The organism is Streptomyces sp. NPDC001406 (genome assembly GCF_042895285.1).
GTDB lineage: Bacteria > Actinomycetota > Actinomycetes > Streptomycetales > Streptomycetaceae > Streptomyces.
Genome location: NZ_JBIAWG010000017.1, coordinates 78,978 through 100,889 on the forward strand (window position 1 = coordinate 78,978; position 21,912 = coordinate 100,889).

Genomic DNA, 21,912 nt, shown 5'->3' on the forward strand with positions numbered 1-21,912 from the left:
CTTCTTCTGCTGCTTCGCCGCGCGGGCCCGGCTCACCGGCGCGCCTCCACCAGCCGGGGCATGTCCCGGGCCGCCTCGATCAGGAACCAGGCGGGCAGCACGCGATCACCGTCGGCGTCGGCACGCACGAGTCCCTCGCGCGGCGCGAGACCGCAGTCCGGATGGCGGCAGACGCTGAACTCCACCGCGCGCAGCGCCGGGTTGGCCCGCAGCAGCGCCACACCCGCCGCGAACTCCTCAGCGGCCGGGTCCTTCTTCTTCTGCTGCTTCGCCGCGCGGGCCCGGCTCACCGGCGCGCCTCCACCAGCCGGGGCATGTCCCGGGCCGCCTCGATCAGGAACCAGGCGGGCAGGACGGGGTTGCCGTCGGCGTCGGCGGCCATGACGCTCTGCGCGACCTCGACGGAGATCTCGGCGAGCTGCACGAGCAGGGACTTGGCGCGGTACGCGGTCTGGCGCCCGTTCGCCGACATGTGCTCCTTGCTGACGGGCAGTTCCTTGACCAGGCGGCCGCGGAACGACTCCGCGAGGTGGTACAGCAGGTCGCGGTCCTCGACGCGGTGCGGCCAGCGGGCGTCGCCCTTGAGGATCGCCTCGATGCCGAAGCGGCTGCGGACGATCTTGACGTAGCCGCAGAAGGCGGTCGCGTGGGCGGGCGTCAGGGTGCCGTGGGCGAGGACCTTGAGGGTCTCCTCGTCGAGGTCCCGGCCGAAGGAGTGCAGCGCGTCGGAGAGCATGTGCCAGGAGCGCGGGGTGGAGAACGGCTCCTCGGTCTTCGGCGGTTTGGACCACAGATGGTCGGGCCGGTCGGTGACGTGGTCCACGATCCAGGGGTGGATGCCGTTGCCCGCGGCCCAGGCGAGCCAGTCCCGGGCGGAGGCCTCCAGGTGGACGTGGGCGAGGCGGTTGACGAGGGCGGAGGCGATGGGGCGGGCGAGGGCGTTGTCGGTGGCCCGGTTGCCGGCGCCGACGACGATCGAGCCCTTGGGCAGCTCGTAGGCGCCGATACGGCGGTCCAGGATCAGCGAGTAGAACGCCTTCTGCACGTCCGGGGTGGCCGCGTTCAGCTCGTCCAGGAACAGGCAGTACGGCTCGTCGCGGGCGATCGCCTCCGGCGGGCAGAACACCGACCGTCCCTCACGGATCTGCGGGACGCCCATCAGGTCCTCGGGGGCGAGCTGGGTGCCGAGCAGACTCACGCACTCCAGGCCCAGCGAGGCGGCGAACTCCCGGACCAGGGAGGACTTTCCGATGCCGGGGGCGCCCCAGATGAAGACGGGGCGGACGGTGGCGAGGCCGAGCAGCAGCTCGGGGAGACGGGCAGGGGTGACCGTGACGGCAGCCTGCAAGACCAAGGCTCCTTGGGGAGGTTCGAGGGTGGGCGACTCGAACAGTGTGGGCGCGTGTCCCCTCGGCCGCAGCCGATTTTCAGGCGGCCCGCTCCTCCTCGGCCTCCGGGGTGAGCGGCACCTGGGGGCCGTTCTCCTCGCGCAACCAGCGGCGCAGCACGTGGTGCACCTGCTCGGCGCCGGCCGGCTCCTGCCCGTCGTCGGCGGGCGCGGACAGGGCGAGGGGCGACAGCAGGAACGGTTTCGCCTGGGCGCCGCCGAGTCCGCCGTGGGAGCCGATCTGCTCCTCGAAGGCGAGGACTTCGCCGTCGGCGGGGTCGTACCAGGAGTTGACCATGATGTCGGCGGTGTGCGGAAAGGAGTGCGTGCGGCGGACGGCGTCGGCGGCGCCGGGGCCGAAGCAGGACAGCGGGCCGGGGTGACCGTCGAGCCGGTCCAGCGGGATCTCCGCGCCGTTCGCACCGAGGACGAGCCCGCCGTGCCGCTCGCTGCGCACCAGCAGGAAGCCGATGCCGGGGTGGTTGGCGAGGGTGGTGAGCAGGGCGGGGTGACGGGCGTCGATCTCCTCCTTGGTCATGCGGTGCGGCACGTCCGGGAAGGAGACCAGACCGAGGTTGCCGGAGGCGAGCACGATCGGTTCCGAGCGGCGGCCGGCGGGGTGGTGGCGTTCGCCGCGCTCCTCGACGGGCCTGCGCAGGGCGGCCCGTACGGCGGCTCGTGCCTCGGCGCCACTGTGGGTGCGCTCGGCCCTGCGCGGTACGGGCAGTCCGCTGCCGGCGCGGACCAGGTCACCGAGGGTGAGGCCGTAGCGGGCGTGGAAGGTCTCGCCGGGGCTCTGGCCGTGGTCGGAGAGCACGACGATCCGATAGGGGCGCGGGGCGTGTTCGGCGACCTTCTCGATGAGGGCGAGGCACCGGTCCAGGCGCTGCAGCACCTTGTCGGCGTCGCGGCTGCGCGGCCCGGAGTGGTGGGCGACCTCGTCGTAGGCGACGAGGTCGGCGTAGACGGCGGTGCGGCCGGCGAGCAGGTCGCCCATCACCGCGGCAACGACCACGTCCCGTTCGACGACGGTCGCGAAGGCGCGGACGAAGGGGTAGAGCCCGCCGCGCTTGACGCGTGGGCGCTGCCCCCGTGCCCGGGCCCGGGTGGACTGGCCGATCTCCCGGCAGACCTCCGCGGCGAAGGAGAGCGCGGTGCGGACGGCGTTGGCCGGGTCGGAGAAGTAGGCGAAGTAGCCGGCCCGGGAGCGGTTCTCGCGGCCGCGTCGGCGGGTGGCGATGGACAGGACCAGGGCCTGTTCGCCGGCGCCGCCGCTGAACAGGTTGCCGCGGCTGGCACCGTCCGCGGAGAGCAGTCCGCCGTCGCGGGTGCGCTCGACGGCGCGGCGCTGGAGCTCGGCGGCGCTGGTCGGGCGGTTGCAGACCATCACCTCGTGGCTGTCCTTCTCGTACCAGCGGAACGCGGGGACGTCGAAGTTGGAGCCGTGCAGGATGCCGAGCTGGCTGGCGCCGGTCTGGCTGGACCAGTCGGTGCGCCAGGGGGTGAGCCGGTGGGTGGGCCGCCGGCCGTCGGCGGCGCCGGTCCAGCGGGCGACGGTGGGCATGAGCCCCTTGCGGACGGCGTCGGTGAGGACGTCGTGGCCGACGCCGTCGAGCTGGACGAGGACGGTGCCGGGGGTGGCCGGGCAGGGCGGGTGGGAGCTGCGGCGGCGGTCGGCGAGCCGGTAGAGCCTGCGCCGGTAGGCGTCGTCGTCGCGTACGGCGAGGGCGGCGCCGGTGGCGGAGGCGACGGCGGACATCACGGCGGCCACGATGACGGCGGTCTCGGGGGCGGCCTCGCTGCTGCCGGAGGGGTTGATGCGCAGCGCGACGAGCAGCAGGGAGCCATTGAGGAAGAAGACCAGCAGGCCGAGGACGAGGGCGGGCACGAGCAGCAGCAGCCGTACCAGGAGCGGCCAGACCACGGCCGACAGGATGCCGAAGGCGCCGGCGCCGAGGGCTGCGGTGACGGCGATGCGGGTGGCGCTGTCGCCGTCGGCCGACTGGAGCTGGAAGTCGGGCAGGATTCCGGCGAGCACGAGCATGGTGAGGGTGGAGACCGCCCACACCGTGACGCTCCGCCCGATCTGACTGGCGATCCGCCGCCAACGCCCGCCACGCACGCCCCGCACACCTCACGTCCCGGCCCGTCACCGGCGCGGGCCTGGCTCCACCTTGTCACAGGGGGCGGGCCGGACATCAGGGACTTCCACGGCAGGACCCGGGGGGGGTCGTTCGGATCATCCCGGCTTCTAGCGGCCGTCGTACCCCGCGGTCGGCATCGACAGGCGCCGGTGGACGCGGGCCTTCATCTGGGCGTCGTACAGCGGTTCCGCGCAGCCGACCGTCTCGACCCGCACCCCGCGCCGGGCGCACTCCGCGGTGAACTCGTCGGCGGAGGACAGGGCGCTCTCCAGCACTCGCCGGCTGGGCGCGACGAACAGGTCCACCCCGGGCAGGACCCCGTCCCACAGCACGCAGTGGTCGGGGCGCAGACCCCGCACCAGCAGCTCCCGCGCCACGACATAGCCACGCTCGGCGGCCCAGCGGGCACACATCGCGTGCTGACTGCGGGAATCCACGAGGAAGGGATCCGCCTCCAGCTCCTCCAGCGGCGTCAGACTGGCGATCGCCGTGACCCGAACCGGTCCCATGGTGGCCCCCTCACCTCCGGGTTTCGCCGCCGACCCTACTCCTGCCCGTAGGCTTCGGGGAGTCGCGCGAAGGAGGCGAAGAGGGTGCCGGTGGAGATCACCTGGTGGGGTCACGCCACCTGCACGGTAGTCGACTCGAACATACGTGTACTCACCGATCCTCTGTTCGTCGGCAGACTCGCGCACCTGCGCCGCCGCCGGGGTGCGCTGCCCGCCCCCGACGCCCGCCGGGCGGACGTGGCACTCGTCTCGCATCTGCACGCCGACCATCTGCACCTGCCCTCGCTGGCCCGGCTCGCCCCGGGCACGCGCCTGCTCGTGCCCCGGGGCGCACCACGGGCGGTACCGGGGCTGCGCCGGCTCGCCCATCTGTGCATCGCCGAGGTGGCCCCCGGGGACGAGACCGTGATCGGTGACCTGGTCGTCAGGGCGGTGTCGGCACGTCACGACGGGCGACGGCTGCCGATCGGCCCGCACCGCTCCCCCGCCCTCGGGTACGTCGTCGAGGGCGAGGCACGGACCTACTTCGCCGGGGACACCGGCCTGTTCGACTCCATGGCCGAGGAGGTCGGGCCGGTGGACGTGGCGCTGCTGCCGGTCGGCGGCTGGGGGCCGTACCTCGGCCCGGGGCATCTGGACGCGGGACGGGCCGCCCAGGCGCTGGCCCGGCTCGCGCCGCGCAGCGCGGTGCCGGTGCACTACGGCACATACTGGCCCATCGGCATGGATGCCGTGCGCCCCCATGAATTCCATGCGCCGGGTGATGAATTCGTGCGCCTGGCCGCCGAGTACGCGCCTCAGGTGACGGTGCACAAACTCGGGCACGGGGAGGGCGTGCGGCTGGAGGTCGCGCGGTGAACTGGCTCGCCGACGCCGCACGGGCGGCCGTGCCACCGGAGTCCACCCAGCAGGCGATCGGCTATCCGTCGCTGTTCCTGCTGGTGCTGATCGGGGCGCTGGTACCGGTGGTGCCGACCGGGGCGCTGGTGAGTTCGGCGGCGGTGGTGGCGTTCCATCAGACCGCGCCCTTCTCGCTGGCGCTGGTGTTCGTGACGGCGTCGCTGGCCGCGTTCCTGGGGGACGCGGCGCTGTATCTGCTGGGGCGGCGCGGGATGGGCTCGAGGAACGGGTCGCGGTGGCTGGCCGCGATCCGCGCGCGGGCGCCCGAGGACCGGCTGACGCAGGCGCAGGGGAAGCTGGCGGAGCACGGTGTGGCGGTGCTCGTGCTGTCCCGGCTGGTGCCGGCGGGCCGTATCCCGGTGATGCTGGCCTGTCTGCTGGCCGACTGGCCGCTGCGCCGCTTCGCCCGCGGCAACCTGCCGGCCTGTCTGGCCTGGGCGGTGACCTACCAGCTGATCGGGATCCTCGGCGGTTCGCTCTTCCCGGAACCGTGGCAGGGCGTGGTCGCGGCCGTTGCGCTGACGCTGCTCATCAGCGTGACGCCCAGCGCCTGGCGGCGCCTGCGGAAGGCTGCGCCGGTCCAGCGGTCGGGGTGAGCGCGCCCCGCCGGCAGGACGGGACCACCCTCCGCCGGACAGGTCCTAGTCCAGTACCCGTGAGCCTCCCACCGGCAGGTCCCACAGGTCCCCGCGGTCCAGTCCCGCCGTCGCCCACGCGGCCTGCACCCGGGTGAGCGGCTCCAGGACCGGCTCGGCGGAGAGCACGAACGTGCCCCAGTGCATGGGCGCCATGCGGCGCGCGCCGAGGTCGCGGGCGGCGCGGACGGCCTCCTCCGGGTCGCAGTGGACGTCGCTCAGCCACCAGCGCGGGTCGTAGGCGCCGATGGGGAGCAGCGCGAGGTCTATGCCCGGGTAGCGGCGGCCGATGCGGGAGAACCAGTGGCCGTATCCCGTGTCGCCGGCGAAGTAGACGCGCTGTCCGTCCGGGGCGGTGAGCACCCAGCCGCCCCACAGGCTGTGACAGGTGTCGGTGAGGGTGCGCTTGGACCAGTGGTGGGCGGGCACGAAGTCGAAGCGGACGCCGGACAGTTCGGCCGCCTCCCACCAGTCGAGCTCGGTGACGACGGTGAACCGGCGGCGGCGGAACCAGTTGCCGAGGCCGGCCGGGACGAACACCGGTGTGTCGCGCGGGAGCCGGCGCAGGGTCGGGGCGTCCAGGTGGTCGTAGTGGTTGTGACTGATCACCACGGCGTCGACGCGCGGCAGCGCCTCCCAGGCGACCCCGACGGGGGTGACCCGGGCCGGGGTGCCGAGGATCCGGCGCGACCAGACCGGGTCGGTGAGGACGGTGAGCCCGCCTATTCGCAGGACCCAACTGGCGTGGCCCGCCCAGGTGACGGCGGTCGTGCGGGCGTCGGTGCGGGGCAGCGGGCCGGGTTCGAAGGGGAGGTGCGGGATGTCGGCGAGGCCGTCGGGTCCGGGCCTTACGGAACCCTCGCGGGCGAAGCGGGCAATGGCCTTGAGGCCGGGCAGGGGGGCGGTGAGCCGGTCGTGGAAGGTCCGCGGCCAGAACCGGAGTTCGCCCAGGGGCCGGGGGTCGGCGAGGGGCGGGAACGGAGGCGCGAAGGAGGTGGGGGCGGGCGGTGCCGCCGGGGCCGGCGGAGCGTCGGCTTCCCTGGTCGTCGTCGTGGTGGTGGACCCGAGCGGCTGCGTCTGCTGCGTCATCGAGGAGGCTCCCATCGCTGAGCGTCGTCGCGGAGATCGTCGAAGACCGACCTCAAGGAGATCAACGCGCGTTGCACGTGTGGCAGTTCCAACGGTGAGGGTGACATGAGGCATTCCGTGCGTTCCTCGTCCGTACCGCCGAGCAGCGGCCCCGTGGACAGCCGCACGCGCAGCGCCCCCAGGTCGTCGCCGAAGCGGTGGCCGCCGGGCGCGGGCATGCCGAGCCCGGCGGTGAGGAAGTCCTCCAACTCCTGTGCGTCGCCGATGTCGTGCGCGCCGAGCGCGGAGCGCAGCTCACCGAGATCGACGTACAGGTGGCGGCCGGCCTGCGGCGGCCGGGACAGGGCGCCCGCGGCGACGACCATGGCGTGCACGGCGGCGGCCACGCGCGCGTGCAGGCGTACGGCGGTGGCGCGGCGTACGGTGACCGGCTCGGGTTCGCCGAGCGCGTACCCGGCGGCGGCCGCGACCGGTCCGGCGACGCGCGCCCCCAGTGCGGTGAGCACGTCCAGCACGCGCGCGTGCAGCGCCTCCCCGGTGTCTCCCTCGGGGAAGCGGGCGACGGCCGCGGGCCAGCCCGGCGGCAGCAGGGCGCCGGCCAGGTCGGTGACGACGGTGACCCGGTCGGGGAGCATCTCGGCGGGGCTGAGCAGCACGGTGTCGTGCGGGTCGTGCAGGGTGTCGCGCCAGGTCTCGTCGCTGACCAGGTGCAGTCCCTCGCCCTCGGCTGCCTCGACGGTCTCGTGCAGCAGCTCGGGCGGTGCGACGGTGGCGGTCGGGTCGTCGGCGACGGAGAGCACGAGCAGCCGTGGGTCGCCGCCCTCGGCGCGGACCCGGCGCACGGTCTCCAGCAGGGCGTACGGGTCCGGTACGCCGCCGCACTCGGCCGGTGTGGCGACGTGGAAGACCGGTCTGCCCAGCAGGCGCGCGTACGGTGCCCACCAGGCCGCGCAGGGCCTGGGCACGAGGACGTCACCGCCGAGCGCGGCGGTCAGGGCGAGCAGCAGCGACGGCGCTCCGGGACCGGCCGCCACGCGGTCCGTTGCGGCGGGCAGTCCGCGCCGCGCCCAGTAGCCGCCGGCCGCCTCCCGGAGCCCGGGGCCACCGCCGACCGGCTCCTCCCCGGGACGGCTCGCCGCCGCCGCGAGCACGGCGGAGAGCTCCGGTAGGACGGGCAGTCCGTCGTCGGGCAGGGGCGGCCCGTAGCGGACGGGGCCGTGGCCTTCGAGGTGCGTCCGCCGCATGTCCGCCTCCGCGCAGTCCGTGGTGCCGTGTGCCGTCCGTACGGTCCGTGCTCTGTCGTCGGCTGCTCCCTCGGCCGGTGTCAGCCGTCCCCGGCCTGCTCCCGGTGCCATACCAGTCGGTGCACGGCCGCACCGAGCGCGCCCGCGATCAGCAGTCCGCCGACGACCAGCGCCGGTACGGACCCGGTGAAGGCGCCGCCCTCCCCAGCGTCCACACCGTGCTGGACGACGGCCGGGCCGCAGGTGGAGTCGCCCCGGGGCGCGGAGCACGTACGGCCGCCGTCGCTACAGGATGCACCCCCGGACTCCCCGCATTCCCGCCCGTCCCCGGAGGGCTTCCAGCCGTCCCCGGAGGATTCCCGGCCGTCACCCGACGACTCACGGCCGTCGCCCGACGTCTCCCGGCCGTCACCTGACGCCTCCCGACCATCGCCCGACGTCTCCCGGGCGTCCGTGGACGTCTCCCGGCCGTCCTGCGCGGGCTGGGACTGCGCGCACTCCCGCCCCTGGTCGTCCCCGCACGACTGCGACGCACCGCAGGCCTTCGCTTCATCGCACGGCCCGGTGCCATCGGCGTCGACGCCGATGTCCGAGCCGGAATCGGCACCCTTGACCGTGCCCGGGCCGACGACGGTGCCGGCGGCGTCGCCATCGGCGTCGGCGGCGACATCGGTTTCGGTGTCGGCGCGGGGCATCGAGAACTCGGCGCTCCAGGACTGCCCCTGCGCACCGGCCGCGGCGGGGCACGTGCCGTCGACCGCCGTCCGCGCGGCGTCCTGCGCGGCCGCATCCGCATCGCTCTGGGTGTCCTCACCGGAGGCAATCCGGGCGGTGCCCCGATAGGCGGTCCCGATGGTCCCGGCGGTCCCGGCGGTCCCGGCGGTCCCGGCCGTACGGCCGTCCGCGGCGGTGACCCGGCGCAGCCGCACCGTTCCCCCCTCGAAGGCCCGTGAGGAGGCGTCGATCGTCTCCGGGGCGGTCCCCTCGACCGCATCGCAGGTGACGGAGACGGTGACGCTGCCACCGGGCCGGACGCTGCCCGGGCTGACCTCCGCGGCGGGGTCGGCCCGGGCGGCCGGTATCACGATGCCGAGGGCGGCCGCGGCCAGGGCGGTCGCGGACAGGGCACGAGCGGTGCGTCGCATGGGACGGGCTCCTCAGACGGACGGCTGCGGGGGCACCTAGGTCGTGCCTCCCGCAGCCATCACAGCCCGCCGGGCCGCACCTCGCGCGCGGCCGGACCCCATTCGCGGGAACCCGACCGGCCTATCGGGTGACGTCCACGTCCCGCATCACCTGGTCGCGCAGCCGCTCGCAGCACCGGCTGATCAGCCGGGACACGTGCATCTGCGAGATGCCCAGCTGCTCGGCGATCCTGCCCTGTGTCATGTCCCCGAAGAACCGCATGTAGAGGATGGCCCGCTCGCGCTCGGGCAGGGCGGCCAGCCGGGGCCTGACGGCCTCCCGGTCCACGACCGTGTCGATCGCGGGGTCGGCCGAACCGAGCGCGTCGGCCAGCGAGTACCCCTCCCCGTTGCCGGGCAGCTCCGCGTCCAGGGACAGCGCGGTGAAGCTGTCCAGCGCCTCCAGTCCGACCCGGACGTCCTCCTCGCTCAGGTGGGCGTACTCGGCGATCTGAGCGACGGCGGGTCGCGGGCCCGCGCCGGTCTGCGAGAGGTCCCGGCAGGCGAAGCGGACCCGGTTGCGCAGGTCCTGGACCCGGCGCGGCACGTGCAGGGTCCACATGTGGTCGCGGAAGTGGCGCTTGATCTCACCGGTGACGGTGGGCACGGCGTAGCTCTCGAAGGCCTTGCCGCGCCCGGGGTCGAACCGGTCCACGGCCTTGACGAGACCGAGGGCGGCGACCTGGCGCAGATCCTCGAAGCTCTCGCCGCGGCTGCGGAACCGTCCCGCGATCCGGTCGGCCATGGGCAGCCAGGCCTCGACGATCTCGTGGCGAAGCCGGTCGCGCCGCGGCCCCGAGGGGAGCGCGGCGAGTTCGCGGAACGCCTGGGCGGTGTCGGGTGCGTCGTCGTGCGGGTGCTGCTTCGTGCTCGCTCGATTCGGCATGGTGCGTCGCAACTCCCCTGGACTGCTGGGTCGGACGGTCACCGTGGGAGCGCCTGAGCGGCCCCGGACGGACACACCCGTGGCGACTGGTTCGCCGCTCCCACGGACGTGCCTCCTGTCCGAAGCACTGACTGTGCGCCTGCCCGTCGCCTCCGGGGGCAAACACCCGTTGCGTGGGGTGTCGGCGCCCGGTGTTCGGGTACGCGGAGCACACTCCCTGAACACGCACCCCCTGTATCCCTGGAGGGAGCCATGCAGCGAGGCAGCGCCCGGCTGAGCGCTCACCGGGACGACGAGATGAAGCGCGAGCTCCAGGACCTGCTCAGGTCGGGGCACCCCACCCGCACCGAGGAGTGGCAGGACCCGGAGCCCCCCGCCGAGGACGACCCCGAGATCTGGCGCGGTCCGGTGGTGCCGGGCAAGAGCGAACGGCCGCCCCTGGCGACGGTACGGCTGGACCTGGCCCGGCATCTGGGGCGCGGCGACTTCCCCGCGGCACCGGGCGAGCTGGCCGGCGCCCTGCACCGGGGGCAGGCCCCCGACGCGCTGATCCAGGCGGTCCGACGGCTGCCACGCGGCGCGCGCTACGCCAACGTCCAACAACTGGCCGAGGCACTGGCGGGCCGTACGTGAGCCGGGAAGGAAAGCGATCGACATGCGCATCGCATTTCTCACGGCGCCCGAGGGCGTCGAGCAGGTGGAGCTGACCGATCCCTGGAAGGCGGTCCTGGACGCGGGTCACGAGCCGGTGCTCGTGTCGACGCGGCACGGTGAGATCCAGGCCTTCGACCACCTCGACCGGGCGGACCGGTTCCCCGTGGACGAGGTGGTGGCCGAGACCTCCGCGGACTCGTTCGGCGCGCTCGTCCTGCCGGGCGGGGTGGCCAATCCGGACTTCCTGCGGATGGACGGCAAGGCAGTGGCGTTCGTGAAGGAGTTCTTCGACCTGGGACGTCCGGTCGCCGCGATCTGTCACGCCCCGTGGACCCTGGTGGAGGCCGATGTCGTGCGCGGGCGGACGCTGACCTCCTGGCCGAGTGTGCGCACGGACATCCGCAACGCGGGCGGCACCTGGGTGGACGAGCGGGTCATGGTCTGCGAGGACGGACCCAACACGCTGGTCACCAGCCGCAGGCCGGGTGATCTGAAGGCATTCTGCGAGGCGTTCCTCGCCGCGTTCGCCGCGGTCTGAGCCTCCGGCGAGAGCGCCTCAGGCGCCGGGAACCGCCGCTCCGCCGCAGCCGCGCTCGCGGGCTCCCTCGCGGGTGCGGCCTGCGATGACCGGGCGGCGCGGATTGCGGCGCAGATACTCGCCCTCCAGTTGCGCCATGCGCTCGTTGTGGGTCCGCAGTGCGTCGTTCGAGCCGTACAGCAGGGTGTCGTGGCGCGTACGGTGGATCGTCTCCAGCTCCTTCATGAGCTGCTGGTCGTCCAGACGGTCCGGGTCGACTCCGGTCATGATGGTGCCCCGCTCGTCGTGGTCGCTTTTCTGCCTCCACTGTACGAACATTCCGGCCCCCCGGCCTCCGTGGCTACCGGACCCGCTCCACCCGGCGCTCGTCCCACACCGGCTCCGGTGTCTCCCGTACCCGGCCGTCGCTGCCGAAGACCAGATAGCGGTCGAACGAGCGCGCGAACCAGCGGTCGTGGGTGACCGCCAGGACCGTTCCGTCGAAGGCCTCAAGACCCTCCTGGAGAGCCTCGGCGGACTCCAGGTCGAGGTTGTCGGTGGGCTCGTCGAGGAGCAGCGCGGTGACGCCCTGGAGTTCCAGCAGCAGGATCTGGAACCGCGCCTGCTGGCCGCCGGAGAGGCGGTCGAAGGGCTGCTCGGCCTGCCCCGTCAGCTCGTAGCGGCGCAGCCGGGACATGGCCGCGCCCCGGTCCTGGGAGTGTTCCTTCCACAGGATGTCCAGGAGGGTGCGGCCCTCCAGTTCGGGATGGGCGTGCGTCTGCGCGAAGTGGCCGGGGACGACCCGGGCGCCGAGCTTCCACTCCCCCGTGTGCGCCACGTCCTCGCCCGCGAGCAGGCGCAGGAAGTGCGATTTGCCGGAGCCGTTGGAGCCGAGGACGGCGACCCGCTCGCCGTAGAAGACCTCCAGGTCGAAGGGTTTCATCAGGCCGGTCAGCTCAAGTCCCTTGCAGGTGACGGCCCGTACGCCGGTGCGGCCGCCCTTCAGGCGCATGGTGATGTCCTGCTCGCGCGGCGGCTCGGGCGGCGGCCCGGCCTCCTCGAACTTGCGCAGCCGGGTCTGGGCGGCCTGGTAGCGGGAGGCCAGCTCATGGCTGATGGACGCGGCCTGACGTAGGTTCAGCACGAGCTTCTTCAGCTGGGCGTGCTTCTCGTCCCAGCGCCTGCGCAACTCCTCGAAGCGGGCGAAGCGTTCACGCCGGGCCTCGTGATAGGTGGCGAAGCCGCCGCCGTGCACCCAGGCGTCGGCGCCGGCCGGACCCGGTTCGACGGAGACGATCTTCTCGGCGGCGCGGGCGAGGAGTTCACGGTCGTGGGAGACGAAGAGGACCGTCTTGCGGGTCTCCTTCAGGCGCTCCTCCAGCCATCGCTTGCCGGGCACGTCGAGGTAGTTGTCCGGCTCGTCGAGCAGCAGCACCTCGTCGGTGCCGCGGAACAGGGACTCCAGGACCAGCCGCTTCTGCTCGCCGCCGGACAGGGTGCGCACCCGCCGCCACTGCGCCCGCTCGTAGGGCACGCCGAGCGCGGCCGTGGTGCACATGTCCCACAGCGTCTCGGCCTCGTAGCCGCGCACCTCGGCCCAGTCGGCGAGGGCCTGCGCGTACTGCAGCTGGGCTGCCTCGTCGTCGACGGTCATGATCGCGTGCTCGGCCTTGTCGACGGCCCGCGCTGCCTCGCGGATACGGGGCGGTGCGACGGACACGAGCAGGTCGCGCACGGTCGTCTCGTCCCGTACGGACCCGACGAACTGACGCATCACGCCCAGGCCGCCACTCACCGTGACCGTGCCGCCGTGCGGCTTCAACTCGCCGGAGATCAGCCGGAGCAGGGTGGTCTTGCCCGCGCCGTTGGGGCCGACCAGGGCGACGGCGGCGCCCTCGCCCACCCGGAAGGACACATCGCCGAGCAGGGCCCTCCCGTCGGGGAGGTAGTACTCGAGGTGCGCGGCTTCCAGATGTCCCATGGGGACGCATTCTGCGGGGCACCCCCCACCTGCGCAAACCGTTATCCGGCCGCGTCCCCTGGCCTGGGCCGGTGCGGCCGAAGGGCGCCGAGGCCGGTCCGGCCCAGCGGCTGCGGCCGCCCCGTCGGGCCGCCCTCCCCCGCCGGCACCACGACCGCTCCCGCCCAGGACAGTGCCTTCCAGCCGTCGGACGGGGAGCCCTCCAGGACCACCACACCGGTGTTCTCCAGCGGGCGGTCCGCGGCGAAGGGGATGTCGACGTTGTCGGCGCGGGCGGCCGTCCACATCCGGATCGCCGCGCCGTGGCTGACCATGGCCACGGTCGAGGCGCCGCTCCCCGCGGCCTCGGCGATCACGGCGTCGTAGCGCCCCAGCACCTCCGCGCCGCTCTCCCCGCCCGGCATCCGCAGCCCGGTGTCGCCGGCCGCCCACGCGAACACGGTCTCCATGTAGAACCGGCCGCGCTCCGAGTCGCCGGGAAGCATCTCCAGGTCCCCGGCGGACACCTCGCGGATGCCGTCCCGGACGAGCACGTCGAGGCGGCGGGCGGCCGCCAGCGGGGCCGCCGTCAGCTGCGTACGGATCAGGGTGGAGGCGTAGACGGCCTCGATGCCCTCGTCCACGAGCGCCCGCGGCAGAGCGGCGGCCTGCCGCTCCCCGAGCGCGGTCAGACCGGGCCCGGGTACGGCGGTGTCCAGCAGGAAGTCGACGTTGGTCGGGGTCTGGCCGTGGCGGACGAGGAGCAGGCGCATTCGGGCTTCCTCTCACTCGTTCGCACCGCCCGCGCACGGAAACGGCGACTTCAGGGTACCCGCCCCTGCATGAGCCCAGACGTCGATCTCACTGTCCCGAAGCCCGGCCGGCACATCCTGCGCGACCTGCTGCTCGGCCTCGACTCCCGTCTCTTCGAGAGCGCCGCCGAGCGGCACTGGCCCGGTGCCGCGCCCGTGCTGCCGCGGCTGAGCCGGAGCGCGAACCACGGGGTGCTGTGGTTCGCGACCGCGGCGGCGATGTCGGCGGTCCGCACACCGCGCGCCCGCCGGGCGGCCGTCCGCGGCATCGCCTCCCTGGGCCTGGCCTCGCTGGCCATCAACACCCTCGGCAAGCGTTCGGTGCGCCGCCCCCGGCCCGTCCTGGACCCGGTCCCGCTGGTGCGGCAGCTGAAGCGGCAGCCGATCACCACGTCGTTCCCGTCCGGGCACTCGGCGTCGGCGGCCGCCTTCGCGACCGGAGTGGCCCTGGAGTCCCCGGCCTGGGGCGCGGTGATCGCGCCGGTGGCGTTCTCGGTCGCCATGTCCCGTATCTACACCGGCGTCCACTTCCCCAGCGACGTCCTCGCGGGAGCCGCCCTCGGCGCGGGCGCCGCGTTCGCCGTACGGGGCCTGGTGCCGACGCGCGCCCAGCTCACCCCGCCGGCCCGGCCGCGCGCGGACGCCCCGGCGCTGCCCGACGGCGACGGCCTGGTGGTCGTCGCCAACCGGGCCTCGGGCACCGCCGACCGGGTGCGCGCGCTGCGGGACACGCTGCCGAGGGCGGAGGTCGTCGAGTGCGAACCGGAGGACATGAGCACCGAGTTGGAGAAGTCGGCCGAGCGGGCCCGGGCCCTCGGGGTGTGCGGCGGCGACGGCACGGTGAACGCGGCCGCGGCGGCCGCCCTGCGCCACGGCCTGCCGCTCGCGGTGCTGCCCGGCGGCACCCTCAACCACTTCGCGTACGACCTCGGCGTGGAGGACGTACGGGACGTGGGGCGGGCGGTGAGCCATGGCGAGGCCGTGCGGGTGGACGTGGGCCGGTTCGTCTCCGGGCACCAGGAGGGCATCTTCCTCAACACCCTCAGTCTGGGCGTCTATCCGGAGCTGGTGCGCGAGCGGGACAAGTGGTCGCACCGCATCGGCGGCTGGCCCGCCGGGGTGCTCGGCGCGCTGCGCGTGCTGCGCGCCGACCGGCATCCGCTGGCGGTCGAACTCGGCGGCCGGAACAGGCCGTTGTGGCTGCTGTTCGTCGGCAACTGCACCTACCACCGCGTAGGTCTCACGCCCGGGCGGCGCGTGGATCTGGCGGACGGCCTGCTGGACGTGCGTGTGGTGCACGGCGGACGCCGGCCCGCGCTACGGCTGCTGGCGGCCGCCGTTGCGGGCCCGCTGACCAGCTCCTCGACCCACCGGGCGGTCAAGCTGCGACGGCTGCGCATCGCCGGTGTCGCACCAGGCACACCCCTCGCGTACGACGGTGAAGTCACCGCGGTGACGGGCGAGGTGGCGGTGGAGAAGCTGCCCGTGGGGCTGACCGTGTACCGCCCGGTGCACCCGGGGTGGCCCTGGACCTGATCAGCCATCAGTCCATATTGCGAAACATAGGTCTCATCATTCGGCACGCGCCCTTACCGTGGTGCGTACCGCAGGACGGGGCCTGCCGCCCCGTGCGCCGGTACGAAGAGAAGGGGTTGCGCCATGCCGAAGCCGCAGGAGACCGCCGTCTACACCCACGGGCACCACGAGTCGGTGCTGCGTTCGCACACCTGGCGGACCGCCGCCAACTCGGCGGCCTATCTGCTGGGTTCGCTCAAGCCCCATATGAAGATCCTGGACATCGGCTGCGGCCCCGGGACCATCACCGCCGACCTGGCGGCGCTGGTCCCCGACGGGCATGTCACCGGCGTCGACCACGCGCCCGGAATCCTCGACCGGGCGCGGGCCACGGCCGCCGGACGAGGCCTGGCGAACGTGGACTTCGCGGTCGCCGACGTACACGCCCTGGACCACCCGGACGACACGTTCTGCGTGGTCCATGCGCACCAGGTGCTGCAGCACGTCGGTGACCCGGTGCAGGCGCTGCGCGAGATGCGCCGGGTCACCAGACCCGGCGGGTTCATCGCCGTACGGGACTCGGACTACGCGGCGATGACCTGGTACCCGCAGGTGCCGGGGCTGGACGACTGGCTGGACCTGTACCGCCGGGTCGCCCGCGCCAACGGCGGTGAGCCGGACGCCGGCCGGCGGCTGAAGTCCTGGGCGCTGGCGGCCGGGCTGACGGACATCACGGCCACCTCCGGCACCTGGACGTTCGCCACGCCACAGGAGCGCGCGTGGTGGAGCGGTCTGTGGGCGGACCGCACCGTCGCCTCCGCGTACGCGGACCGCGCGACCGAGGGCGGTCATGCGACCGCCGGGCAGCTGCGGGCCGTATCGGAGGCCTGGCGGGAATGGGGAAAGCGGGAGGAGGGCTGGTTCGCCGTACTGCACGGAGAGATTCTCTGCCGTAAGGAGGCCTGATTTCCGTATTACGGGCAACTTGGAGAGCAGGAGGTACACATTATGGTTCCCATCCTGCTGGTACTGCTTCTCGTGCTGATTCTCTTCGGTGCTGGCTTCGCGGTGAAACTGCTCTGGTGGATCGCTCTCGTAGTTCTCGTGCTGTGGCTTCTGGGATTCCTGGTACGCGGCACGAGCGCCACAGGGGGCAGGGGCCGCTGGTACCGGTGGTGACTTCACCGCCGCGGAAGCAGCGGTCCGAGCGGCCCGAGGTCCAGGTTCAGGTCCTCGGGCCGCAGTCCGTAGCGGTCGCGCAGTTCGGCCATGCGGTCCTCCAGGAGCATCAGGGTGAGCCCGATCCGCTCCTCCTGTTCCTCTGTCAGCTCGCCGGTGTCGAAGCGGCGCAGTGCCTGCCGTTCCATCAGCTGGCGCAGCAGCTCCACAACGGTCAGGACGAGTTTGACGAGGTCGCGTTCAACCGTGTCGGGATCCAGGTCCATCCGGTTCCGGCGCTCCGTCACGACGTCACCTCCGGCCACGGGGCGGGCACCTGCTCGCTCACCGAGCTGATCAGCGCGTTGAGGTCGATCCGGACGAGGTCCACGTCGGCAATGCGCAGCGTGATGTCCCCGGTGATGACGACGCCCCCGGCGAGCAGCCGGTCGAGCAGGTCCACCAGTGCGACCTCACGGCGTTCGACGGCGGTCACCGTTCCTCCTCCGCCGGATCCGACGGATCACCTGTGAACGAGTACGCCGCCCAGGGGCCGGTGAGTTCCACCCGTATTCCGGGTGCTTCGTCCTTCGTGCGGTCGACCAGTTCCACGAATTCCTCGGACTGCGTGCGCGGCACGAGATAGGCCCCGTTGAGGAGATTGTCTCCCCGGACACCGGAAAGCGTCGAGTTCTGCGGGGCGTGCAGCCGGGAATCCTCCGCGTACCCGGAAAGCGTTTCATGCAGCCGGCTCGCGAATTCCCCGGCTTTTTGGAGCCTGTCCTCCTGCGATCGGGTGCGCAGCCGACGCTGTCGCAGATAGTCCCGGCCGCTGACGGCCTGCCGGGCAGGCCGGGCGGCGGGCTCCTCGGACGGCTCCGGCTCCAGATACACCTTGACACCCCACTCCACCCGGCCCTCCAGCCGGTCGAGGGTGCGCCGGAAGTCCTCCTCGCGCGCCTCCATCATCACGCGTACGCCGCTGTCGTCGCGGAAGACGGTGGCCAGCCGGAGCGGCAGTGGCGTGGTGACGGTGGTGAGCGCGTCGATCACGCCCTGGTGGGCGCGTGCGGTCGCGGTCAGCCAGTCCAGGTCCTCCAGATGGGTGCGAAGCGGCTTCTCCGCGAAGTCCCGCTCCGGGACCGTGCTGACGACCGCGATCAGGTCGTGGTGTCTCAGTAGCCCCGGCGGGGCGCCTGCCACCCCCGTCAGCTGGGATTGCAAGGCCGCGTCGAAGGGGCGGCAGACCGCGTAGACGTACCGCAGACCGGCCATCCCGCTCATGAGGCCTCCTCCTGCCCGCGGCCGGGCTCCAGCTGGGCCAGCCGCTCGCGCAACTCAGCGTTCTCCTGTACGAGTTCGTCGCGGCGGGCGCGCGTCGACAGGGCCGGGTCGCTCTCCCACCAGTCGATGCCCATCTCCTTCGCCTTGTCGACGGAGGCGATGACGAGCCGCAGCTTGATGGTGAGCAGTTCGATGTCGAGCAGATTGATCCGGATGTCGCCGGCGATGACGATGCCCTTGTCGAGCACGCGCTCCAGGATGTCGGCCAGGTTGGCGCTGCCGCCCTGGCCGTACGGCTCCGGGAGCCTGGCGGACGTCGTCATCGACGGCTCCCGCTCTTGGCGTACTCGTCTTCGGACGCCTCTTCGGACGCCTCTTCGGGTTCCTCTTCGGTCTCGGTCTCGTCGTCCTCGTCGTACTCGTCCTCGTACTCGGATTCGCCTTCGTCCTCCGCCTCGTCCTCCGCCTCCGCCTCGTCCTCCGCCTCCTCCTCGTTCTCGGATTCGTACTCCTCGGGCTCCTCGTCGCCCTCGGCCTCGTACTCCTCCGCCTCGTCCTCCGGTTGCTGCTCCTCGTCGGCCCCTTCCTCCTCCTCGGCGACCGCGTCCTCGTGGCTGCCGACCACCTCGCCGTCGCGGATCTCACCGCGCCAGCCGTCCTCGGCCTCGCCCTTGAGGGTGATGAAGCGGGCGAAGTTCTTGAGGTCGAGCCTGGCCCGGCGGCCCTGCGCCCGCCAGATGTTGCCGGTCTTCTCGAACAGCCCGCTGGGGTAGTACTCCATGACCAGCAGGACCCGGGTGAGGTTCTCCTCTAGCTCGTGGAAGGAGACCACGCCCTTCGTGGTGCCCTTGGCACCCTCCGACGTCCACTGGATGCGGTAGTCGGGTATCTGTTCGGTGGTGCGCGCCTTCCAACTGCGGTTGGACCAGAAGACCTTGAGCTGCCAGTCGGAGTTCGTGTCGTCGGCGCGGCTCGCGCTCTTCACGCCCTTCGCGAAGTTACTGAAGTCCTGGTACTGGGTCCACTGGTCGTAGGCGGTGCGCAGCGGTACGCCGACATCGATGTACTCGATGATGACCGTCGGTTTGTGACCCGCGCGGCCTTTGCGCTTGCCCTTGCCGCCGCCGAGGTTCTTCAGGGCGCCGACCACGTTGTCCTTCGCGTGCGAGACACCGAGCTCCAGAGCGGAGCGCATCGGGCCCTTGCCCTCGGCGAGCTTGCGGCCGGCGTCGAGGGCGAGCCGGCCGAAGCCGGGGCTGTTGCCCTCCGCGATGTCGTTGAGCTTGCCGGTGGTCTCGCCCAGCTTGCGGCCGACGCCGACCAGCATGCGCTGGGCCTGAGCGGCGAGGTACTCCTGCACCTCGGCCTTCAGCCGGTCGGCCGCCTCGCTCTCCGCCAGCCGGCCGAGCGGGTTGTCCTTGGCCTTGCCGTTCGCGGACGGCGCGGATCCGAGGGTCTCGGTCATGACTCGCCGCCTCCCTTCGGAAGCCGGGCCCGGGCGCCCCGACCGGCGCTCCCGCCCGTGGACGTCTTCTTCCTGTCCGTCGTCTCCTTCGCTGCGGTCTTCTTCGAGGGGGCCTTCTGGGCGGCCCGCTTCGCCGGTGCCTTCTTCGCCGCCCGCTTGGCGGCGGCGGTGTCCCTGCCGGGGGCCTTCCTGGCCGCCGTCTGCGCCGTGTCCTTCCCGGACGTCCGGGATCCGGCACCTTCGCCTTCGGCGGCTTCGTCGGTCTCTTCCCTGCCCTCGGCCTCTTCGGTGGTCTCCTCCTCGTCCTGGCCGTCCTCGGATTCCTCCGAGCCCTTCTCCGGGCCGATGTCACCGAGCCCCTCGAGCTGATCGCGCACCTCGGCGGTGCGCCCGTGCAGACGGTCGGCCAGGGCCTCCATCTGCCGCTCGACCACGGCGCCGGAGGCGGCCTGGCCGACGCCCCGCAGGTCCTCGCGCAGTTGCTCCCCGATCTCCTTGAACTGCGGGTTGTCCCGCAGCTGCTGGGACACCAGGTCCGTGACCATCCGCGGGCTCAGGTGCAGCCGCTTCCCGGCCACCAGCGAGCCGAGCGCGAGTGCCATCTTCATCTTCTTCGTCCGTCCGAGGACGTATCCGGCCCCTAGGGCGAGGCCCAGCCCCATGCGATTCATGTGAATGTCCCATTGTCGGTCCCCGCGCCGCGGCGCAGGGCGATCTCCAGCCGGTCGAGGAGCTCGTCCTCAAGCCGGTCGAACTCCTCCTCGTCGATCTCGCCCGCCTCCAACCGCTGTTCGAGTGCGGCGAGTTCGGCCCGGACCGTGGCGGGGTCGTAGTACACCCGCTCCGCCTCGTCCACGACCTGCCGGATCACCCACCCGGTACCGCGCGCGGGCGCGAACGGCAGCAGCAGCACCTCTGAGATCAGTCCCATGGCACTACCCCGATCCCGTCTCCGCGCCGTCGCCGGCCGCCGTGGTGCCCGCCGGCTGGGACGGGCCCGGCTCGACGAAGCTGTAGGGCGGCAGCGGCCCGTTGGCGCGCACGTCGAGGTGCGGGTGGGCGGCGCGGAACCGCTGGACGGCCGCCAGGAGCCTCTCGGCGGAGTCGCCGTCCACCAGGAGCGACACGTTGGCCAGCCAGCCGGTGGACTCGGGGCCGGCGCTCACGGCGTCCGCCTCCGTCTCCAGGGCCTGCCGCAGCTCCGCCGCGTCCTGGGCCTCCTGCGCCTGCACCGCGGCCACGACCAGCTCACCGAGCTGCAGCCGCTGCTCGTAGCTGCCGCCGCCCGCCTGCCGGTTGGACTCGGCCAGCGCGCGCAGCTCCGGGTTCTCGGACATCACAAGGTGCAGCACGGCGTCCTCGATGTGCGTGGCCTTGATGTTGTACTCGACCTTCCCGTCCAGGGCCCGCAAGCGTTCCGCGTAGTGATCGGCGCGTTCGGCGAGCACACCGGTGACGCTGTCGTCGTCGGTGGCGACGCTGCCGAACCGCATGGGGAGCACGCAGGCGGCCGCGCCGGTCTCGGCGAGCACGTTCTGGTGGGCGAGCAGCTCCTTGCGTTTGGGGCGCAGCCCTTCGGGGGCGTCGCTGACGACGGCGGCCAGCTCGCCCTCCCGCAGGATGCGCACCGGCCTCGGTGGGTCGCCGACGCCGCCCATGCCCTCGGGGAGGGAAGGGTGCGTGACGGCCGTGATGCCGTAGACGTAGGTGCTCACTCCTGCTCCTCCTTCCTGCGCACGGTGGTCTTGCGGGGCCTCGGCCGCCGCTCGGTCTCACTGGCGGAGCCTTCGTCACGCGCCTGCTTGAAGGCGTCGGAAATGGTCTCGGCGGCACCGGACAGCGCGCCCTTGGACTTGCCGCGCGCGCCCGACTCGGTGATCTCGCCGACCAGGTCGGGCAGGCCGGGACTCTTGCGCGGGCCTGCCTCCAGGTCGAGCCTGTTGCACGCCTCGGCGAAGCGCAGGTAGGTGTCGACGCTGGCCACGACGACCCGTACGTCGATCTTCAGGATCTCGATACCGACCAGGGAGACCCGCACGAACGCGTCGATGACGAGTCCTCGGTCGAGGATGAGCTCCAGTACGTCGTAGAGGCTGCTTCCGCCTCTACCGCCGGTCTGCTGTGCTGGAACGACTGTCATGCCGGCCGCTCCTTCTCTTGCTGGGAAATATCCGTCGCGGGCGGCCTGACTAGCGGCCGCCCGGCCTATGTGCGTCGGATCGCCCCCGCTCGTAGCGGCGGATCCTGCGATATCCGGTGAGCTGACCGCCGGGGTCGAGGTCGACCTGGTAGCTCGCCATCAGGCTCACCGTGTCGGGCACGCGGGCGAGTTCGAGAACCTCCACCTCCAGCGACCAGCCGTCGTCCGTCTGCTCGAAGGACGACACGGACTCGGTGGCCATACCCGTCAGCTCGGCGAGCTGGCCGCGCGCCTGGCGGAGCACCTCGACGGGGCTCGGCCGGTTGTCCTTACGGTGCGTGTCGGTGACTTTGCGCGACTCCTGGGACTCGTGTACGTTCCGTGACGGCTTGGAATGTTGTGTGTCTCTTGTGTTCGTTGTGACCACCT

Annotated in this window: 28 protein-coding genes; 7 read left to right on the plus strand and 21 right to left on the minus strand. The window is 72.6% G+C overall.

The genetic code is table 11. From position 1 onward, the window contains the following. Positions 1-32 precede the first annotated feature (32 nt). The 4 genes from ACFY1J_RS35125 to ACFY1J_RS35140 form a co-directional block, all read right to left on the minus strand. A complete protein-coding gene (locus ACFY1J_RS35125) occupies positions 33-290 on the minus strand; it encodes a hypothetical protein (RefSeq protein ID WP_390707614.1) in 258 nt (85 codons plus the stop codon). Next, positions 287-1,348: an ATP-binding protein gene (locus tag ACFY1J_RS35130; protein WP_390732614.1), complete on the minus strand. Its 1,062-nt coding sequence runs from the start codon at positions 1,346-1,348 to the stop codon at positions 287-289. The genes ACFY1J_RS35125 and ACFY1J_RS35130 overlap by 4 nt, the downstream gene beginning before the upstream one ends. A 79-nt stretch (positions 1,349-1,427) precedes the next feature. After that, on the minus strand, positions 1,428-3,518 hold the full coding sequence (locus ACFY1J_RS35135) for a phage holin family protein (protein ID WP_390707046.1): 2,091 nt from the start codon (positions 3,516-3,518) through the stop codon (positions 1,428-1,430). A 120-nt stretch (positions 3,519-3,638) separates the two neighbouring features. Beyond that, complete coding sequence (locus ACFY1J_RS35140; protein ID WP_390707047.1) at positions 3,639-4,040, minus strand: hypothetical protein; 402 nt, start codon at positions 4,038-4,040, stop codon at positions 3,639-3,641. 84 nt (positions 4,041-4,124) lie between these two features. Here ACFY1J_RS35140 and ACFY1J_RS35145 point away from each other — a divergent pair, with 84 nt between their 5' ends. Together ACFY1J_RS35145 and ACFY1J_RS35150 are read left to right on the plus strand one after the other, a co-directional pair. Further along, the gene (locus ACFY1J_RS35145; RefSeq protein WP_390732615.1) at positions 4,125-4,898 is read left to right on the plus strand and encodes an MBL fold metallo-hydrolase; all 774 of its coding nucleotides are present in this window, start codon (positions 4,125-4,127) and stop codon (positions 4,896-4,898) included. Next, positions 4,895-5,536, plus strand: a complete 642-nt coding sequence (locus ACFY1J_RS35150) for a DedA family protein (protein ID WP_390707049.1) — start codon at positions 4,895-4,897, stop codon at positions 5,534-5,536. The genes ACFY1J_RS35145 and ACFY1J_RS35150 overlap by 4 nt, the downstream gene beginning before the upstream one ends. 45 nt (positions 5,537-5,581) lie before the next feature. On the opposite strand, the gene ACFY1J_RS35155 is transcribed toward ACFY1J_RS35150, so the two are convergent. The 4 genes from ACFY1J_RS35155 to ACFY1J_RS35170 form a co-directional block, all read right to left on the minus strand. Then, complete coding sequence (locus ACFY1J_RS35155) at positions 5,582-6,664, minus strand: MBL fold metallo-hydrolase (RefSeq protein WP_390707050.1); 1,083 nt, start codon at positions 6,662-6,664, stop codon at positions 5,582-5,584. Then, a complete protein-coding gene (locus ACFY1J_RS35160) occupies positions 6,661-7,908 on the minus strand; it encodes an aminotransferase class I/II-fold pyridoxal phosphate-dependent enzyme (RefSeq protein WP_390707051.1) in 1,248 nt (415 codons plus the stop codon). The genes ACFY1J_RS35155 and ACFY1J_RS35160 overlap by 4 nt, the downstream gene beginning before the upstream one ends. A gap of 80 nt (positions 7,909-7,988) precedes the next feature. Further along, complete coding sequence (locus ACFY1J_RS35165) at positions 7,989-9,053, minus strand: hypothetical protein (protein WP_390707052.1); 1,065 nt, start codon at positions 9,051-9,053, stop codon at positions 7,989-7,991. Between the two features lie 121 nt (positions 9,054-9,174). After that, the gene (locus tag ACFY1J_RS35170) at positions 9,175-9,978 is read right to left on the minus strand and encodes an RNA polymerase sigma factor SigF (RefSeq protein ID WP_390707053.1); all 804 of its coding nucleotides are present in this window, start codon (positions 9,976-9,978) and stop codon (positions 9,175-9,177) included. 252 nt (positions 9,979-10,230) lie between these two features. On the opposite strand from ACFY1J_RS35170, the gene ACFY1J_RS35175 reads away from it, so the two are divergent. Together ACFY1J_RS35175 and ACFY1J_RS35180 are read left to right on the plus strand one after the other, a co-directional pair. After that, positions 10,231-10,611 (plus strand): DUF2795 domain-containing protein, encoded by a 381-nt coding sequence (locus ACFY1J_RS35175; RefSeq protein WP_390707054.1) that lies wholly within the window; start codon positions 10,231-10,233, stop codon positions 10,609-10,611. A gap of 22 nt (positions 10,612-10,633) precedes the next feature. After that, complete coding sequence (locus ACFY1J_RS35180; RefSeq protein WP_390707055.1) at positions 10,634-11,170, plus strand: type 1 glutamine amidotransferase domain-containing protein; 537 nt, start codon at positions 10,634-10,636, stop codon at positions 11,168-11,170. A gap of 18 nt (positions 11,171-11,188) precedes the next feature. On the opposite strand, the gene ACFY1J_RS35185 is transcribed toward ACFY1J_RS35180, so the two are convergent. The 3 genes from ACFY1J_RS35185 to ACFY1J_RS35195 are packed head-to-tail and all read right to left on the minus strand — an operon-like array spanning position 11,189 to position 13,882. Then, the gene (locus ACFY1J_RS35185; protein ID WP_390707056.1) at positions 11,189-11,488 is read right to left on the minus strand and encodes a DUF6158 family protein; all 300 of its coding nucleotides are present in this window, start codon (positions 11,486-11,488) and stop codon (positions 11,189-11,191) included. 22 nt (positions 11,489-11,510) lie between these two features. Continuing rightward, positions 11,511-13,130: an ABC-F family ATP-binding cassette domain-containing protein gene (locus ACFY1J_RS35190; protein ID WP_390707057.1), complete on the minus strand. Its 1,620-nt coding sequence runs from the start codon at positions 13,128-13,130 to the stop codon at positions 11,511-11,513. Positions 13,131-13,171: 41 nt separating this feature from the next. Then, entirely contained in the window at positions 13,172-13,882 is a 711-nt protein-coding gene (locus tag ACFY1J_RS35195) for a histidine phosphatase family protein (RefSeq protein ID WP_390707058.1), read from the minus strand. 69 nt (positions 13,883-13,951) lie between these two features. On the opposite strand from ACFY1J_RS35195, the gene ACFY1J_RS35200 reads away from it, so the two are divergent. The 3 genes from ACFY1J_RS35200 to ACFY1J_RS35210 all read left to right on the plus strand — a co-directional run bounded on the left by ACFY1J_RS35200 (position 13,952) and on the right by ACFY1J_RS35210 (position 16,615). After that, positions 13,952-15,457 carry a bifunctional phosphatase PAP2/diacylglycerol kinase family protein gene (locus ACFY1J_RS35200; RefSeq protein ID WP_390707059.1) on the plus strand — a complete coding sequence of 502 codons (1,506 nt, stop codon included), beginning with the start codon at positions 13,952-13,954 and terminating at the stop codon, positions 15,455-15,457. A 123-nt stretch (positions 15,458-15,580) separates the two neighbouring features. Beyond that, complete coding sequence (locus ACFY1J_RS35205) at positions 15,581-16,402, plus strand: class I SAM-dependent methyltransferase (RefSeq protein WP_390707060.1); 822 nt, start codon at positions 15,581-15,583, stop codon at positions 16,400-16,402. Between the two features lie 42 nt (positions 16,403-16,444). Further along, a complete protein-coding gene (locus ACFY1J_RS35210) occupies positions 16,445-16,615 on the plus strand; it encodes a hydrophobic protein (RefSeq protein ID WP_390707061.1) in 171 nt (56 codons plus the stop codon). A gap of 2 nt (positions 16,616-16,617) precedes the next feature. Here ACFY1J_RS35210 and ACFY1J_RS35215 read toward each other — a convergent pair whose 3' ends face one another. Genes ACFY1J_RS35215 through ACFY1J_RS35260 form a run of 10 tightly spaced genes read right to left on the minus strand, consistent with a single transcriptional unit; the run spans position 16,618 to position 21,910 of the window. Next, positions 16,618-16,902, minus strand: a complete 285-nt coding sequence (locus ACFY1J_RS35215) for a gas vesicle protein K (protein ID WP_390707062.1) — start codon at positions 16,900-16,902, stop codon at positions 16,618-16,620. After that, complete coding sequence (locus tag ACFY1J_RS35220; RefSeq protein WP_390707063.1) at positions 16,899-17,090, minus strand: gas vesicle protein; 192 nt, start codon at positions 17,088-17,090, stop codon at positions 16,899-16,901. The genes ACFY1J_RS35215 and ACFY1J_RS35220 overlap by 4 nt, the downstream gene beginning before the upstream one ends. Next, positions 17,087-17,869: a GvpL/GvpF family gas vesicle protein gene (locus ACFY1J_RS35225; RefSeq protein WP_390707591.1), complete on the minus strand. Its 783-nt coding sequence runs from the start codon at positions 17,867-17,869 to the stop codon at positions 17,087-17,089. The genes ACFY1J_RS35220 and ACFY1J_RS35225 overlap by 4 nt, the downstream gene beginning before the upstream one ends. A 5-nt stretch (positions 17,870-17,874) precedes the next feature. Further along, positions 17,875-18,201 carry a gas vesicle protein gene (locus tag ACFY1J_RS35230; protein WP_390707064.1) on the minus strand — a complete coding sequence of 109 codons (327 nt, stop codon included), beginning with the start codon at positions 18,199-18,201 and terminating at the stop codon, positions 17,875-17,877. Continuing rightward, positions 18,198-19,343 carry an SRPBCC family protein gene (locus ACFY1J_RS35235; protein WP_390732616.1) on the minus strand — a complete coding sequence of 382 codons (1,146 nt, stop codon included), beginning with the start codon at positions 19,341-19,343 and terminating at the stop codon, positions 18,198-18,200. The genes ACFY1J_RS35230 and ACFY1J_RS35235 overlap by 4 nt, the downstream gene beginning before the upstream one ends. Continuing rightward, entirely contained in the window at positions 19,340-20,014 is a 675-nt protein-coding gene (locus tag ACFY1J_RS35240; protein WP_390707066.1) for a DNA primase, read from the minus strand. The genes ACFY1J_RS35235 and ACFY1J_RS35240 overlap by 4 nt, the downstream gene beginning before the upstream one ends. Next, complete coding sequence (locus ACFY1J_RS35245) at positions 20,011-20,274, minus strand: gas vesicle protein GvpG (RefSeq protein WP_390707067.1); 264 nt, start codon at positions 20,272-20,274, stop codon at positions 20,011-20,013. The genes ACFY1J_RS35240 and ACFY1J_RS35245 overlap by 4 nt, the downstream gene beginning before the upstream one ends. Before the next feature lie 4 nt (positions 20,275-20,278). Beyond that, positions 20,279-21,058 (minus strand): GvpL/GvpF family gas vesicle protein, encoded by a 780-nt coding sequence (locus ACFY1J_RS35250; RefSeq protein ID WP_390707068.1) that lies wholly within the window; start codon positions 21,056-21,058, stop codon positions 20,279-20,281. Then, the gene (locus ACFY1J_RS35255; RefSeq protein WP_390707069.1) at positions 21,055-21,483 is read right to left on the minus strand and encodes a gas vesicle structural protein GvpA; all 429 of its coding nucleotides are present in this window, start codon (positions 21,481-21,483) and stop codon (positions 21,055-21,057) included. Before ACFY1J_RS35255 ends, ACFY1J_RS35250 begins: the two co-directional genes overlap by 4 nt. Positions 21,484-21,532: 49 nt before the next feature. Next, positions 21,533-21,910 (minus strand): gas vesicle protein, encoded by a 378-nt coding sequence (locus tag ACFY1J_RS35260; RefSeq protein WP_390707070.1) that lies wholly within the window; start codon positions 21,908-21,910, stop codon positions 21,533-21,535. Between the last annotated feature and the right edge of the window lie 2 nt (positions 21,911-21,912).

Excerpts from the sequence above, each read along its gene's own strand:
- ACFY1J_RS35140 (WP_390707047.1), bottom strand. The coding sequence starts at position 4,040 with ATGGGACCGGTTCGGGTCACGGCGATCGCCAGTCTGACGCCGCTGGAG.
- ACFY1J_RS35155 (WP_390707050.1), bottom strand. The coding sequence starts at position 6,664 with ATGACGCAGCAGACGCAGCCGCTCGGGTCCACCACCACGACGACGACC.
- ACFY1J_RS35160 (WP_390707051.1), bottom strand. The coding sequence starts at position 7,908 with ATGCGGCGGACGCACCTCGAAGGCCACGGCCCCGTCCGCTACGGGCCG.
- ACFY1J_RS35165 (WP_390707052.1), bottom strand. The coding sequence starts at position 9,053 with ATGCGACGCACCGCTCGTGCCCTGTCCGCGACCGCCCTGGCCGCGGCC.
- ACFY1J_RS35170 (WP_390707053.1), bottom strand. The coding sequence starts at position 9,978 with ATGCCGAATCGAGCGAGCACGAAGCAGCACCCGCACGACGACGCACCC.
- ACFY1J_RS35175 (WP_390707054.1), top strand. The coding sequence starts at position 10,231 with ATGCAGCGAGGCAGCGCCCGGCTGAGCGCTCACCGGGACGACGAGATG.
- ACFY1J_RS35180 (WP_390707055.1), top strand. The coding sequence starts at position 10,634 with ATGCGCATCGCATTTCTCACGGCGCCCGAGGGCGTCGAGCAGGTGGAG.
- ACFY1J_RS35185 (WP_390707056.1), bottom strand. The coding sequence starts at position 11,488 with ATGTTCGTACAGTGGAGGCAGAAAAGCGACCACGACGAGCGGGGCACC.
- ACFY1J_RS35190 (WP_390707057.1), bottom strand. The coding sequence starts at position 13,130 with ATGGGACATCTGGAAGCCGCGCACCTCGAGTACTACCTCCCCGACGGG.
- ACFY1J_RS35195 (WP_390707058.1), bottom strand. The coding sequence starts at position 13,882 with ATGCGCCTGCTCCTCGTCCGCCACGGCCAGACCCCGACCAACGTCGAC.
- ACFY1J_RS35200 (WP_390707059.1), top strand. The coding sequence starts at position 13,952 with ATGAGCCCAGACGTCGATCTCACTGTCCCGAAGCCCGGCCGGCACATC.
- ACFY1J_RS35205 (WP_390707060.1), top strand. The coding sequence starts at position 15,581 with ATGCCGAAGCCGCAGGAGACCGCCGTCTACACCCACGGGCACCACGAG.
- ACFY1J_RS35210 (WP_390707061.1), top strand. The coding sequence starts at position 16,445 with ATGGTTCCCATCCTGCTGGTACTGCTTCTCGTGCTGATTCTCTTCGGT.
- ACFY1J_RS35225 (WP_390707591.1), bottom strand. The coding sequence starts at position 17,869 with ATGGCCGGTCTGCGGTACGTCTACGCGGTCTGCCGCCCCTTCGACGCG.
- ACFY1J_RS35230 (WP_390707064.1), bottom strand. The coding sequence starts at position 18,201 with ATGACGACGTCCGCCAGGCTCCCGGAGCCGTACGGCCAGGGCGGCAGC.
- ACFY1J_RS35235 (WP_390732616.1), bottom strand. The coding sequence starts at position 19,343 with ATGACCGAGACCCTCGGATCCGCGCCGTCCGCGAACGGCAAGGCCAAG.
- ACFY1J_RS35240 (WP_390707066.1), bottom strand. The coding sequence starts at position 20,014 with ATGAATCGCATGGGGCTGGGCCTCGCCCTAGGGGCCGGATACGTCCTC.
- ACFY1J_RS35245 (WP_390707067.1), bottom strand. The coding sequence starts at position 20,274 with ATGGGACTGATCTCAGAGGTGCTGCTGCTGCCGTTCGCGCCCGCGCGC.
- ACFY1J_RS35255 (WP_390707069.1), bottom strand. The coding sequence starts at position 21,483 with ATGACAGTCGTTCCAGCACAGCAGACCGGCGGTAGAGGCGGAAGCAGC.